The following is a 12,230-nucleotide window of genomic DNA, read 5'->3' as shown; positions in this document are numbered from 1 at the left end:
CGGGTCCACGGCCGGGAAGATGCCCTTGGCGAACACGTCCCGGGACAGGTTGGTCGTGGCGTCGAGGTGGGTGAAGGTGGTGAAGGGGGCGGGGTCGGTGTAGTCGTCGGCCGGCACGTACACGGCCTGCATGGAAGTGATCGAGTGACCCCGGGTCGAGGTGATCCGCTCCTGGAGCTCGCCCATCTCGTCGGCCAGGGTGGGCTGGTATCCGACCGCCGAGGGCATCCGCCCGAGCAGGGTGGAGACCTCGGATCCCGCCTGGACGAAGCGGAAGATGTTGTCGACGAACAGCAGCACGTCCTGGTTCTTGACATCGCGGAAGTACTCCGCCATGGTCAGAGCCGACAACCCCACCCTCAGGCGCACGCCGGGAGGCTCGTCCATCTGGCCGTAGACCAGGGCGGTCTTCTCGATGACACCGGTCTCCTGCATCTCGATCCAGAGGTCGGTTCCCTCACGGGTTCGCTCGCCGACACCGGCGAAGACCGAGACCCCGCCGTGCTGTTCGGCAACCCGGTAGATCATCTCCTGGATGAGAACGGTCTTGCCCACGCCTGCCCCGCCGAAGAGGCCGATCTTGCCGCCCTGGACGTAGGGTTCGAGCAGGTCGATGACCTTGATGCCGGTCTCGAGCATCTGGACGCTCGGCTCCAGGTCCTCGAACTGCGGCGGCTCGCGGTGGATCTCCCAGTGATCCTCGGGCTCACCGATGGAATCGGTGTCGAGGGGCTGGCCGACCACGTTGAACACGTGTCCGAGGACGGCGCTCCCGACCGGAACGGTGACGCCGCGGCCCGTGTTGCGCACCGTCGTCCCGCGGGCCAGGCCATCGGTCGGCTTGAAGCAGATGCAGCGCACCCGGCCGCCGCCGATCTGCTGGGCCACCTCGGCAGTCACCGTGATGCGCTCGCCTTCGAGCTCTAGATCCATGTCGACCGCAGTGTTGATCTCGGGAAGCGCGTTGGGCGGGAACTCCACGTCGACGACGGGCCCGGCGATGGCGACGACGCGGCCGTCCGCCCGCTTGACGTCGGTCTCGTTGCTGACGGTGGTCATGTGGTCGTGCTCCTGGGTTCGCGCGGTTCGGTCTCGTGGCCGTTGCCGACCTGGCGCAGCGCCTCGGCTCCGCCGACGATGTCCATGATCTCGGTCGTGATGGTGTCCTGGCGGGCCCGGTTCATGACCCGCCGCAAGTTGGTGACGAGGTCGTCGGCGTTGTCGGTGGCGGCCTTCATGGCTCGCTGTCGTGACGCGTGCTCGGATGCCGACGCTTCCAGCAGGGCCAGGAACAGCTGTGCCTCGATCAGGCTCGGCAGCAGACGGTCGAGGATCTCCTCCTCGGAGGGCTCGGCGTCGTAGTCGACCCGCCCCTCGGTGTCGCCCCCGGCCTCGCCGCCGGCCTCCGGCTCGGTGCGGAGGTGAGCGGGGACGGGAACGACGACACGATGCTCCACCCGTTGGGTGCCGGCGGAGACGAACCGGGTGGAGACGAGCTCGATCTGATCGACCTCGCCGTCCACGAACGGCCCCACGACCAGGTCGGCGACCTGCCGCGCATCCAGGTACGTGGGCCGATCGGTGATCCCCAGCACGGTGTGCTCGATGTCGTAGCCCCGGAACCGCAGGTAGCTAAGGCCCCGCCGACCCACCGTCACCAGCATGCGCTCATGATCCTCCGACCGGTGCTCGGCCAGCACCCGCTCGACCGTCCTGAGCACCTGCGTGTTGTAGGCGCCGCACAGGCCTCGATCCGAGGTGATCACCACCAGCGCCACCCGCCGCAGCGGGTCGGGCGGCTCGATGAGACGGTGGTGCCCCGTCCCAGGGGCGCCGACGAGATCCGACGCGAGCGAGTCGATGCGCTCCACGTAGGGCCGCCCTCCGGCGATGCGCTGCTGTGCCCGCACGATGCGGGAGGCGGCGATCAGCTCCATGGCGCGCGTGGTCTTTCTGGTCGACTGGATGCTCCTGATCCGTCGCCTGAGGACACGCTCCTGACTGCCGGCCATGGTGCTAGCGGCCCGCCGCCTGCTCGGAGTCCGCGTCGCGCGATGCCGTGTCGGCACCGGCGCCGTCGCGCTCGTCAGCCGCGGTGCCGCCCTGCCCGGCTCCGCTCGAGGCGGTCCTCGAGCGGTCGCTTCCCTCGATCGTCTCGTCCCCGACGCCGGGATCGAAGCCTTCCTTGAAGTCGGCGATGGCCTTGTTCAGGGTCTCCTCGTCGGGCAGCGTGCCCTTCTCGCGGATCTGCTCGAGCACGCCCGATTCGTGGCCCCGCAGGAAGGCGATGAGCTCCTGCTCGAACCGCTGCACCGCGGTCACGGGGATGTCGTCGACGAAGCCGTTGGACCCTGCGTAGATGGCGACCACCTGCTCCTCGACGGGCACCGGGGCGTTGAGGGGCTGCTTGAGGATCTCGGTCAGCCGGTAACCCCGGTCCAGCTGTGCCTGGGACACCTTGTCAAGCTCCGAGCCGAACGTGGCGAACGACTCCAGCTCCCGGAACTGGGCCAGATCGAGGCGCAAGGTCCCGGCCACGGCCTTCATGGCCTTGACCTGAGCTTGACCGCCGACCCGGGAAACCGAGATGCCGACGTCGATGGCCGGTCGTACACCCGCGTAGAACAGCTCGGTGATGAGGAAGATCTGCCCGTCGGTGATCGAGATCACGTTGGTCGGGATGTAGGCCGAGATGTCACCGGCCTTGGTCTCGATCACGGGGAGCGCCGTGAGCGAGCCGCCTCCTCGCTTGTCATTGAGCTTGGCCGCCCGCTCCAGGAGCCGGCTGTGCAAGTAGAAGACGTCACCGGGATAGGCCTCCCGTCCCGGCGGCCGGCGCAGGAGCAATGAGATCTGCCGGTAGGCCTCGGCCTGCTTGGACAGGTCGTCGTAGACGATGAGGGCGTCATCGCCGTGTTCCATCCAGTGCATGCCCATGGCGCACCCGGCGTAGGGGGCGAGGTACTTGAACGGCGCGGGATCAGAAGCGGGCGCGTTGACGACCACGGTGTACTCCATGGCGCCGTGCTCCTCGAGGGTGGCGACGGTCTGGGCGACGGTCGAGCCCTTCTGGCCCACCGCAACGTAGATGCACTTCACCCCCTGGCCGCGCTGGTTGATGATCGTGTCCACGGCGATGGAGGTCTTGCCCGTCTTGCGGTCGCCGATGATCAGCTCCCGCTGCCCGCGGCCGATCGGGGTCATCGAGTCGATGGCCTTGATGCCGGTCTGGAGGGGCTGATTGACCGGCTGGCGGTCGACGATCCCGGGGGCCTGGATCTCGAGGCGGCGGTACTGGTCGCTGGCGACGGCGCCGCGGCCGTCGATGGGCTCGCCGAGGGCGTTGACGACCCGGCCGAGCAGCCCGTCGCCGACGGGCACCGACAGGATGCGGCCGGTCGAGCGGACCAGCTGCTCCTCCTCCAGGTGGGTGACCTCGCCGAGGACGACGGCACCGATCGACTCTTCGTCGAGGTTGAGGGCCAGGCCCATGACGCCGCCCTCGAACTCGAGCAGCTCGTTCACCTCCGCCCCCGGCAGACCCGTGACCCGGGCGATCCCGTCGCCCACCTCGCTGATACGCCCCACCTGCTCGGTGGTGACGCCCAAGGTCTCGTCCTCGAGATGGCGGCGCAGCACGGCGGCGATGTCGGCGGAATTGATCGCGAGCTCGGCCATCAGCGGCGCTCTCCTGTGGTTCCAGTCATCGTGTCCGGCTTCGAAAGGTCGATCTTCAGCTGCTCGAGGCGGTGGCGGACACTGCCGTCCACCAGCAGGTCTCCAACGACCGCCACCATGCCGGCGATCAGCGACGGGTCGGGGATCACGCGAACCTCGACGGAACGCCCGGCCACCCGGCTGAGGGCCTCGGCCAGTCGCGACTTCTGGTCCTCGTCCAGGTCGACGGCGGCGCGCACATCCGCCACCTTGAGATTACGCTCTGCCGCGGCCCGGTCAACCAGCCAGTCCAGCGTGGCCACCAGGTCCCGGCCCCGTCCCGTGCGAACGGCGTAGCGGACGAGCCGCTGAGTCAGGGGCTGGACCCGGCCGGCCAGCAGGTCCTCGACGATGGCCAGGCGGGTGACCACCGGCACATCGGGATCGGTCACGACCGAGCCCAGCTCGTCGGAGCCCTCGATCACCCGGGCCAGGCGGAACAGCTCGTCCTCGCACTCCTCGAGGGCCGCCTCGCCTTCGGCCTCGACCTCCTCGAAGACCGCCGTGGCGTAGCCGTGGAGGCGCTCCCTGATGGCCGACCGGCCGGCGGGAGGCTCGAGCGGCGGCTCGGCCTCACCTGTCTCGGCTTCCACCCGGTGGGCCAGCTCGTCGACCACCGACGGCAGATCGGTTGCCCGCTCGGCGGCTGTGGCGTAGGAGACGAGCCGCACCGTCTCCCCGCTGACGCGCGGCAACAGGAGATCCTCCACCACGGCCCGGCGGGTGTGCACGGGCACGGCCGGGTCCGTCAGGACTTTCAACAGATCGGGCGCCCGCTCCAGGGCGCGGGCGAAGCCGGCCAGCTCGCTGCCGACCTGCTCCAGCCGATCCCGGTCGCGCGCGGTCTCGAGCACCGCGCTCGCGTAGCCCCAGACCAGATTCCTCACCGGTGGTCCCTCACGAGCCGTCTCTCATCGGGGACCGGCGCCGGCGGCCTCACCGGTACTGACGCTGGCGATGGCCTCCTCGATCAGGGCCCGGTGCCGATCGGCATCCAGTTCTTCACCGATGACCCGCTGGGCGGCTGCGATCACCAGGTCGGCCACCTGGAGCCGCAGCTCCTCTCGGGCTCGCTCGGTGGCCCGCTGGATGTCCGCCTCGGCCCGGGCGACCGCCCGCTCGTACTCCTCCTGGCCCTTGTGGCGGGCCTCCTCGCGGAGCTGCTCTGCCATGCGATTGGACCGCTCGATGACGGCTCGGGCCTCCTGCCGGGCCGCTTCGAGCTTGGCCTGGTACTCCTGGTCGGCGGCCAGCAATCGCCGCTTGGCCTCCTCGCCCTGCTCGAGGGCGCTCTCGATCTCGGCCTGGCGCTGCTCCATGGCGCGCTTGATCGGGGGGAGGATGTACTTGGCGATCAGGCCAAGGATGATGAGGAAGGCGAGCAGCTCGACGAAGAAGGTCATGTTCGGGAGCAGGAAGTTGTTGCTGCTGCCGTTCGACGCTGCCAACAACATGTGGTCACCTCGCCTCCTACTGGTTGGCCAGCGAGAAGATGAACAGGGCGGCGAAGGCCAGGTTGATGAAGTAGGCGGCCTCCACCAGGCCCACGGTCAGGAACATGATCGTGAACAGCCGGCTCTGGGTCTCGGGCTGCCGGGCAACCCCGGCGATCGTCTGGCTGCCCGCCAGGCCGTCGCCGATGCCGGCGCCGATGGCGCCCCCGCCGATCGCCAGTCCGGCGCCAATGATGGCCCCGGCCAGCTGGGTCGCGTATTGCGGTGTGCCCTTCTGGGCAGAGGCGGCGAGAATTACGGGAAGGTCTTCACTTGCCATTTGTTTCCAATTCCTCCGTTCGGTCGAAGCTGCTTCCGGGCGCCAGCGCCCGCCATCCAGGTGTTGGTCCTCAGTGCGCTCCCTCCCCTTCTGGGCGCAGCGCCTCCTCGAAGTAGAGGATCGTCAGCAGCGAGAAGATGAATGCCTGGATCAGGCCGATGAACGCGTCGAAGAGCTTCCACAGGATGTTGGGGAACCACAGGATCGCGAGGGGGAAGAGGCTGGCGATCAGGATCAGCATCAGGCCGCCGGCGAAGATGTTGCCGAACAGTCGGAGGGCCAGCGTGAAGGGCTTGGCGATCTCCTCGATGGCGTTGATGGGCGCGAGCAGCCAGCTGGGCTGGAAGAACTTGCGGACGTAGCCCCGAAATCCCCGCTCTCGTATCCCGGAGAAGTGGACCAGCCCGATGACGAAGAACGCCATGGCGTAGGTGAGGTTGACGTCGCCGGTCGGGGCCGGGATGTTGTTGTGGACGCCGCCCGTCGGGACCAGCTCCAACCAGTTGCAGATGAGGATGAAGAAGAAGAGGGTGACGGCCAGAGGCACGATGCGGGCCCCGGTGGGGCCGATGCCGGTCTCGACCTGGTTCTGGATGGCACCGACGACGGTCTCCCAGAGCAGCTGCACCCGGTTCGGCACGCCGCTAGTGATCCGACGTCGGACGTAGAGGCCCGCCCCGACGACGATGATGCCGGCCAGCGCGGTCGCCCAGATCGTGTCGACGTTGAAGGTCAGCCCGGCGACCGTCACGGTGCGGTGGGTGCCCACCTCGATGTTGCTGGCATCGGCGAGCAGCGAAAGCGGGACCAGTGTCACGGGCTGCTCCGCATCGACTTGAGCAGCGTCCTGGCCGTGCTGGCCAGCACGACGAACTGGAACAGGGCGAGTCCGAAGACCATCCCCCAGCCGACCTGGCGGGCGAAGACGATGACGACGATCGCCACCCCGGTGATGGCGCCCAGGCGGACCAGGCTCGACGCCATGAACACGCTCTTCTGCGGGCCGGCATCGCCGACATAGCGCGCCATCGAGACCCGCTGCATCCGGCCGTTCACCGCGCCCAGGGCGAGTCCGGCGATAAGACCCAGGCCCACGAGGGGAAAGCCCAGCAGGGAGGTGAGGATGAGGCCCCCGGCGCCGATGGCGGCGGCGACGATGTAGCTCCGCCGCAGCACCGCGTTCAGCTCGATCAACGGAAGTTGGGCGAACACCGTCTACAGCCTTTCGGAGGTCAGTCGCGGAGGAACTTGCGCATCTCGGCCCACGTGGCGGCGACCCCCATGGCCACGCCGGCGGCGATGCCCACGAAGATGAACACTGGCTTGGTGTCGAGCGCGCTGTCGATGCCCCATCCGATGCCCAGCCCGATGACCAGACACAGCGCGTTGGTGGCACCTAGCCCCAGCAGAGTCCACAGGTTCGGAGATGGCTTGCGACTCATAAGGACGCGACCCCAGGCCGCAGTGCAGCCTACCTGGCTGGACGCTACGGGCACCAACGGAGTTGCTCTCGGGACGGGGATTATTCAGAGGTACTCGCCGCATAAAGCCATCTCATGAACCGGTGCGATCCCGGGAGAGATGCACCACGGGAATCCTCTCAGCTGGTCGGAGTTTCGGCAAAATGAGGGCCCCGCCAGGGATACCGTGAGTGATGCCGCGGATGCGCCTGGGGGTGGTCCTCCTCGTCCCGAGCCCTCAGGCCGAGGAGATCGACGGGCTCCGGCGGGCACTGGGCGACCCCGCCCTCGATCGCGTTCCTGCCCACCTGACCCTCGTTCCCCCGGTGAACGTCGCCGACCGTGACCTGCGTGACGCCCTGGACGTGCTGGCTGCGGCCGCCGCCGCGACGAGGCCGTTCACCCTCCTCCTCGGTCCGCCGGCCACCTTCTGGCCCGACAACCCTGTGGTCCATCTGCCCGCGGACGGCGACGTGGCGGCCGTCGAGGACCTCCGGCTCCGGGTTTTCCGAGCTCCCCTGGCCCGGCCGTTGACGTGGCCGTTCGTCCCCCACGTGACCATTGCCGACGACGCCGCGCCGGGCAGGATCGAGGCCGCCGTGTCCGCTCTGAGCTCCTACCGCACGTCGGTCCGCTTCGAGCGGGTCCATCTTCTGCAGGAGGGTCCGCAGCGGCGGTGGACGGTCGCTGCCGACGCCGCATTCCGAGTCCCGGCTGTCGTCGGTCGGGGCGGCCTGCCGATCGAGCTGACCGTGAGCGCGGGCGTCGACCCGCTCGTCACCCGCTGGGCCGACGCCGCCTGGGCGGATGAGGACCGTCGGGATGTGGGCACCTCGTGGGAGCCGGACGCTCCATTCGCGATCACGGCCCGCCGCGAGGGGGCCGTGGTCGGCCTGGGCGAGGGCACCGTCAGGGGCGAGGTGTGTGAGCTGCGACGCCTGATCGTCGACCGGGATGCTCGCGCCCAGGGAGTCGGGTCGCACGTTCTGGCGGAAGTGGAGTCCCTTGCGGCCGCGAGCGGGTGCCGAGTCTGTCGGCTGCGTGCGGTCGCGGGTGGGCGGGCCGAGCACTTCTACCGGGCGCGGGGTTGGGTGGAGACGGGCACCCTGCCCGACTGGCGGTGGGGCCGGGATTTCGTGCGGATGGAGCGCCGCCTCGGCTGAGCTAGGCGCTGCGCGCCCGCGCTTCAGCCACGCAGGCCTAGTCGAAGGAGATCTGGCTGAACTCCCGCAGCTTCTGCAGACGGTGACTGGCGTCGACCCGACGAACCGTCCCCGACTTCGACCGCATGACGAGCGACTGGGTGAGCGCCCCCGTGTTGGTGTAACGGATGCCGCGGAGCAGCTCACCATCGGTGACACCGGTCGCGGCGAAGAAGCAGTTGTCGCCGCGGACGAGGTCGTCGGTCGAGAGAACCGCGTCCAGGTCGTAGCCGGCGGCCAAGGCCGCTCGCCGCTCGTCGTCGTTGCGCGGCCACAGGCGGCCCTGGAGCTCGCCGCCCATGCACTTGAGGGCGGCGGCGGCGATGACCCCCTCGGGCGTGCCCCCGATCCCGAGCAGGATGTCGACCCCCGATTCCTGCCAGGCGGTCGAGATCGCCCCCGCCACGTCCCCGTCGGTGATGAGCCGGATGCGCGCTCCGGCCTGCCGCACCTCGGCGATGAGATCCTTGTGCCGGTCGCGGTCGAGGATGACGGCCGTGATGTCTCCGACGCTGGTGCGCTTGGCCGCCGCCACGGCCCGCAGGTTGTCGGCCGGCGACCGGTTGAGGTCGACGTGGCCGGCCCCGTCGGGGCCCACTGCCAGCTTCTCCATGTACACGCACGGGCCCGGGTTGAACATGCTGCCCCGCTCGCTCACCGCGATGACGGCGAGGGCCCCGCCGCGGCCCAGCGCCGTCGGCGTGGTGCCGTCGATGGGATCCACGGCGATATCGGTGGGCGGAGGAGTGCCGTCCCCGATGCGCTCGCCGTTGTAGAGCATCGGGGCCTCGTCCTTCTCCCCTTCGCCGATGACTACCACGCCGTCCATCGAGACGGTCTGCAACACGACGCGCATGGCATTGACGGCGGCCTGGTCGGCGCCGTTCTTGTCGCCCCGTCCCATCCAGCGGCCGGCCGCCATGGCGGCGGCCTCGGTCACCCGTACCAGCTCCATGGCCAGGTTGCGATCCGGGGCCTGCGGCTCGGCGCTCATGCGCCGCGACCCTAGCGGCGGGCGCCCCGCTTCGCCGCCGTAGGCTGGGGGCCATGAGGGACAGCGAGGAGTCGGGACGCGCACAGTGGGAGAGGGCCTACCGGTCGGCGCCACTGCGAGACGCCGATTTCGAGACCATGTCGGGGATCCCGCTCGAACCCGCCTACGGGCCCGAAGGTGGCGAATGGCCAGGGGTGTACCCCTACACCCGGGGTCCCTACGCGTCGATGCACCGGTCGAAGCTGTGGACGATGCGCATGTTCGCGGGCTTCGGCACGGCCGAGGACACCAACGCCAGGTTCCGGGACATCCTCGAGGCCGGCGGCGACGGGCTGTCGGTCGCGTTCGACCTCCCCACCCTCATGGGTCGAGACTCGGACGATCCACACTCGGTCGGTGAGGTCGGCAAGTGCGGTGTCGCCGTCGACACCCTCGCCGACATGGAGGATCTCTTCGCCGGCATCGACCTCGACCAGGTCACCACGTCGATGACGATTAACTCGCCCGCCAGCATCCTCCTGGCCATGTACCTGGCCGTGGCGGAGTCGGGAGGTGTCCCGAGGGGGCGGCTCGGCGGCACCACCCAGAACGACATCTTGAAGGAGTACCAGGCCCAGAAGGAGTTCATCTTCCCGCCCCGGCCGTCCATGCGTCTGGTGGTGGACAGCATCAGCTTCTGCGCAGCCGAGATGCCGCGGTGGCATCCCGTGTCGGTGTCTGGGTACCACATCCGGGAAGCGGGCTCGACGGCCACCCAGGAGCTGGCGTTCACGCTGGCCAACGGCTTCGCCTACGTCGAGGCGGCGGCCCGCTCGGGCCTTCCGGTCGACGCCTTCGCCCCTCGTCTCTCGTTCTTCTTCAACGCCCACATCGACTTCTTCGAGGAGATCGGCAAGTACCGGGCGGCCAGGCGCATCTGGGCCCGCTGGATGCGCGAGCGCTACGGCGCCACGGACCCGAGCTCGTGGCGGTGCCGCTTCCACACCCAGACAGCGGGGGTGTCGCTCACCGCCCAGCAGCCCGAGGTGAACATCGTCCGCACGGCCATCGAGGCCCTAGCCGGCGTGCTCGGCGGGACCCAGAGCCTGCACACGAACTCCATGGACGAGGTGCTCGCCCTTCCTACGGAGAAGGCGGCCCGAATCGCCCTGCGGACCCAGCAGGTGATCGCCCACGAGACCGGGGTCGCCAACGTGGCCGACCCGCTCGGGGGCTCGTACCTGGTGGAGGAGATGACCGACGAGCTGGAGCGCCAGGCCGAGGCGGTCTTCGCCCACCTCGACGAGCTGGGCGGGGGGTCCATGCTCGAGGGTGTGCACGCCGGAATCGAGACCGGTTGGTTCCAGGGGGAGATCGCCGAGGCGGCCTACACGCTGGAGAAGAAGATCAGCTCGGGGCGGCGCGTCGTGGTGGGCGTGAACCGTTTCGCCGATGCCGACGATGAGCTGCTCCCCACTCTGTACATCGGCCCCGAGGTCGAGCAGCGCCAGCTCGAGCGGCTGGCCAAGGTGCGAAGCTCGCGCTCCGATGCCGGCGTGGTCGCGGCCCTGGCCCGCGTCACGTCCGATGCCGGAAGATCCGACGTGAACCTGATGCCCGCCTTGGTGGAGGCGGTGCGGGCCTACGCCACGGTCGGCGAGATCGTCGCCGCCCTGGCCGACGTCTTCGGGCGGTGGACCGAGGACCCGGTCATCTGAGCCAGCGCCCACCCGGCCCTCACGCCGAGGTGCTCCGGCGGGCACGTCGCCGGGCTGGTGGGGGCGTCGCCCGGGCGAGGTCTCCGGGAAAGGTAGTCTGTTGTCGACACCATGGGACACCGATGTCGCGTGAGTCGCTGAACGAGCTTGAACAGCGGGCCGACCTCGGCCTTCCGCTGCCGCGGACGAGGCTTCGGACCCTCAAGCGCGTGGTCATCCGTCTGTGCTGGGCCTTTCTCCATCGCCAGATCGAGTTCAACCACGAGCTGGTCATGTCATTGGAGCGGATCACCACTCACCTCGGCGATGTTGCCGACGAGTCGGCTGCGTGGGCCAAGGTGGTCGACGACCTCCGTCTGCGGGTGGCCCAGCTCCACATCGAGGTGGGCGCTCGACACGACGAGGCGCTGCGTGTCCTGCGGGGCGAGTTGGGCGAGCTGCAGCAGGAGATCGCCCGGGCGAGCTCGCTGCTGAGCTCTGAACGGGTTCGGTCCGGGGTCCTCGAAGGACAGGCCGCCGATCTGTCGCGATCGCTGCTCGACATCGGGGACCGTCTCGCCGGCTTGGCCGCGGCCTCCGCCAACCCCGGCGCGACGACGCAGCGCGTCGTCGACGAACCGCGGGAATCGAACTCACGCCCGTGAGGGCGGCCATGTGGACTCCGCTCCCGCCGGAGCCGACGGGCATCGCCGACTACTCCTTCGAGCTGCTGAGCGTCCTGGCCCGTCGCATGGAGATGGTCGCCGTCGTCCGCGACGAGGTCGCCCGTCAAGCGAGCGCGCCTCCCGGGGTCAGGATCGTCGGCGTCGGCGACTGGCTGGCCGACGACTCGGCGAACGTCGACGTCGATATCTACCAGGTCGGCAACAACAGCCTCCACGGCTGGATCCACGACCGGGCGGTGCTCAGACCCGGAGTCGTCGTCTACCACGACGCTTCGCTCCTCGACTTCTACGCGGAGCGGTTCTCGGGGCGACCGGGCTTCGTCGAGGAGGCCCTCTGGAGCGAAGGGTTGAGGTTGGGGTTCCCTCCGGACCCCGTGACGGGACAGCCCAGGGGGATTCCAACCGTTCGAGGCGCCGGCCTCCCTCACCCTGACCGCATCTCGCTGCTGTTCTCCCGCCGGATCGTCGAGGCCAGCCTGGCCACGATCGTCCACAGCGAGTGGCTCGCCGACGAGCTGCGTCGGCGCCATCCAGCCGTCCCGATACACCTCGTCTACCACGGCGCGGCGACGCCGGACGTCCCGGGGATGGCCGCACGAGCCCGGTCCGAGCTCGGCTGGGAGACCTCTCATTTCGGCTTCGGCGTCTTCGGAGGCCTCACCGGGTTCAAGCGCGTACCCACTTTTGTCGCCGCCTTTGCCGCCCTCCGCCAGCTCCATCCC

14 protein-coding genes are annotated in these 12,230 nt (G+C 69.3%); 4 read left to right on the top strand and 10 right to left on the bottom strand.

Features of this window, described 5'->3' with window-relative positions; genetic code table 11:
* The 9 genes from atpD to VH112_10050 form a co-directional block, all read right to left on the bottom strand.
* On the bottom strand, positions 1 to 1,059 hold a 1,059-nt coding region (gene atpD, locus VH112_10090), incomplete at its 3' end, for a F0F1 ATP synthase subunit beta (GenBank protein HEX4540582.1).
* The gene (gene atpG / locus VH112_10085; protein HEX4540581.1) at positions 1,056 to 2,012 is read right to left on the bottom strand and encodes an ATP synthase F1 subunit gamma; all 957 of its coding nucleotides are present in this window, start codon (positions 2,010 to 2,012) and stop codon (positions 1,056 to 1,058) included. The genes atpG and atpD, both read right to left, overlap by 4 nt.
* 4 nt (positions 2,013 to 2,016) lie before the next feature.
* Positions 2,017 to 3,678 carry a F0F1 ATP synthase subunit alpha gene (atpA, locus tag VH112_10080; GenBank protein ID HEX4540580.1) on the bottom strand — a complete coding sequence of 554 codons (1,662 nt, stop codon included), beginning with the start codon at positions 3,676 to 3,678 and terminating at the stop codon, positions 2,017 to 2,019.
* Complete coding sequence (gene atpH / locus VH112_10075; protein HEX4540579.1) at positions 3,678 to 4,604, bottom strand: ATP synthase F1 subunit delta; 927 nt, start codon at positions 4,602 to 4,604, stop codon at positions 3,678 to 3,680. The genes atpA and atpH overlap by 1 nt, the downstream gene beginning before the upstream one ends.
* 24 nt (positions 4,605 to 4,628) lie before the next feature.
* Positions 4,629 to 5,171: a F0F1 ATP synthase subunit B gene (gene atpF / locus VH112_10070; GenBank protein HEX4540578.1), complete on the bottom strand. Its 543-nt coding sequence runs from the start codon at positions 5,169 to 5,171 to the stop codon at positions 4,629 to 4,631.
* A 16-nt stretch (positions 5,172 to 5,187) separates the two neighbouring features.
* Positions 5,188 to 5,418 (bottom strand): ATP synthase F0 subunit C, encoded by a 231-nt coding sequence (gene atpE / locus VH112_10065; GenBank protein HEX4540577.1) that lies wholly within the window; start codon positions 5,416 to 5,418, stop codon positions 5,188 to 5,190.
* A gap of 142 nt (positions 5,419 to 5,560) precedes the next feature.
* The gene (gene atpB / locus VH112_10060) at positions 5,561 to 6,307 is read right to left on the bottom strand and encodes a F0F1 ATP synthase subunit A (GenBank protein ID HEX4540576.1); all 747 of its coding nucleotides are present in this window, start codon (positions 6,305 to 6,307) and stop codon (positions 5,561 to 5,563) included.
* Positions 6,304 to 6,702 (bottom strand): hypothetical protein, encoded by a 399-nt coding sequence (locus tag VH112_10055; GenBank protein ID HEX4540575.1) that lies wholly within the window; start codon positions 6,700 to 6,702, stop codon positions 6,304 to 6,306. The genes atpB and VH112_10055 overlap by 4 nt, the downstream gene beginning before the upstream one ends.
* 20 nt (positions 6,703 to 6,722) lie before the next feature.
* The gene (locus tag VH112_10050; protein ID HEX4540574.1) at positions 6,723 to 6,932 is read right to left on the bottom strand and encodes an AtpZ/AtpI family protein; all 210 of its coding nucleotides are present in this window, start codon (positions 6,930 to 6,932) and stop codon (positions 6,723 to 6,725) included.
* 212 nt (positions 6,933 to 7,144) lie between these two features.
* On the opposite strand from VH112_10050, the gene VH112_10045 reads away from it, so the two are divergent.
* Positions 7,145 to 8,113, top strand: coding sequence for a GNAT family N-acetyltransferase (locus VH112_10045; GenBank protein HEX4540573.1), 969 nt, complete (start codon positions 7,145 to 7,147; stop codon positions 8,111 to 8,113).
* Between the two features lie 37 nt (positions 8,114 to 8,150).
* Here VH112_10045 and glpX read toward each other — a convergent pair whose 3' ends face one another.
* On the bottom strand, positions 8,151 to 9,146 hold the full coding sequence (gene glpX, locus VH112_10040) for a class II fructose-bisphosphatase (GenBank protein HEX4540572.1): 996 nt from the start codon (positions 9,144 to 9,146) through the stop codon (positions 8,151 to 8,153).
* A gap of 53 nt (positions 9,147 to 9,199) precedes the next feature.
* Here glpX and VH112_10035 point away from each other — a divergent pair, with 53 nt between their 5' ends.
* The 3 genes from VH112_10035 to VH112_10025 form a co-directional block, all read left to right on the top strand.
* Entirely contained in the window at positions 9,200 to 10,843 is a 1,644-nt protein-coding gene (locus VH112_10035) for a methylmalonyl-CoA mutase family protein (GenBank protein ID HEX4540571.1), read from the top strand.
* 122 nt (positions 10,844 to 10,965) lie between these two features.
* Entirely contained in the window at positions 10,966 to 11,487 is a 522-nt protein-coding gene (locus tag VH112_10030; GenBank protein HEX4540570.1) for a hypothetical protein, read from the top strand.
* Positions 11,484 to 12,230: hypothetical protein (locus VH112_10025; protein HEX4540569.1), on the top strand; the 747-nt coding region annotated here is incomplete at its 3' end. The genes VH112_10030 and VH112_10025, both read left to right, overlap by 4 nt.

The organism is Acidimicrobiales bacterium, from assembly GCA_036270875.1.
Classification (GTDB): domain Bacteria; phylum Actinomycetota; class Acidimicrobiia; order Acidimicrobiales; family AC-9; genus AC-9.
This window is presented reverse-complemented; position numbering and strand designations above follow the sequence as displayed.

What these genes read in the sequence shown, in the direction of transcription:
- glpX (HEX4540572.1), bottom strand. Translation starts at nt 9,146, where the DNA reads ATGAGCGCCGAGCCGCAGGCCCCGGATCGCAACCTGGCCATGGAGCTG.
- atpF (HEX4540578.1), bottom strand. Translation starts at nt 5,171, where the DNA reads ATGTTGTTGGCAGCGTCGAACGGCAGCAGCAACAACTTCCTGCTCCCG.
- VH112_10030 (HEX4540570.1), top strand. Translation starts at nt 10,966, where the DNA reads ATGTCGCGTGAGTCGCTGAACGAGCTTGAACAGCGGGCCGACCTCGGC.
- VH112_10035 (HEX4540571.1), top strand. Translation starts at nt 9,200, where the DNA reads ATGAGGGACAGCGAGGAGTCGGGACGCGCACAGTGGGAGAGGGCCTAC.
- atpA (HEX4540580.1), bottom strand. Translation starts at nt 3,678, where the DNA reads ATGGCCGAGCTCGCGATCAATTCCGCCGACATCGCCGCCGTGCTGCGC.
- atpG (HEX4540581.1), bottom strand. Translation starts at nt 2,012, where the DNA reads ATGGCCGGCAGTCAGGAGCGTGTCCTCAGGCGACGGATCAGGAGCATC.
- VH112_10045 (HEX4540573.1), top strand. Translation starts at nt 7,145, where the DNA reads ATGCCGCGGATGCGCCTGGGGGTGGTCCTCCTCGTCCCGAGCCCTCAG.
- VH112_10050 (HEX4540574.1), bottom strand. Translation starts at nt 6,932, where the DNA reads ATGAGTCGCAAGCCATCTCCGAACCTGTGGACTCTGCTGGGGCTAGGT.